Raw genomic sequence first — 406 nt, forward strand, 5'->3', positions numbered from 1 at the left:
CAATTTCATGATCCCATCCTAAATATTCAGTAAAGTCAGCATGCGCTCACGCGCCTGTTTTTGGTTGATAGCCTGCCGGAAAGCGCCACTGTCCCGGGCTTCTTTCCACTGATTCAAAGAGCGTACGGCGGAGTCCGCCTCCTGATACGCCGGGTAAGTCACGGGACTGACATCGTAGAGCCGGGAGAAACGGTGAATTTCCCGGATAACAATCCCTTCGTCGTCTTCGTACCAGTGTTCGCCGTCCCGGGCGACCCGGAAAGCAAAAGAGGACTGGGTAATATCACCCCGTTGTAAAGGGGCCAGCACCAGATCCCGGATGGTCTGATTATCGGGGGCCTGAATGCTGTATTGCAGCCCGCGTTCATCCACGGTCAACGTGAGGGTCCCAGCCGTGCTGCGCCCT

General features: G+C 56.4%; 1 protein-coding gene. It reads right to left on the minus strand.

Features of this window, described 5'->3' with window-relative positions; translation table 11 throughout:
- Positions 1–18: 18 nt before the first annotated feature.
- Positions 19–406 (minus strand): HK97 family phage prohead protease (locus Xsto_RS20950; RefSeq protein ID WP_211284368.1); only part of this gene is annotated, 388 nt, incomplete at its 5' end.

It is taken from the genome of Xenorhabdus stockiae, assembly GCF_002632825.1.
Taxonomy (GTDB): Bacteria; Pseudomonadota; Gammaproteobacteria; order Enterobacterales; family Enterobacteriaceae; genus Xenorhabdus; species Xenorhabdus stockiae.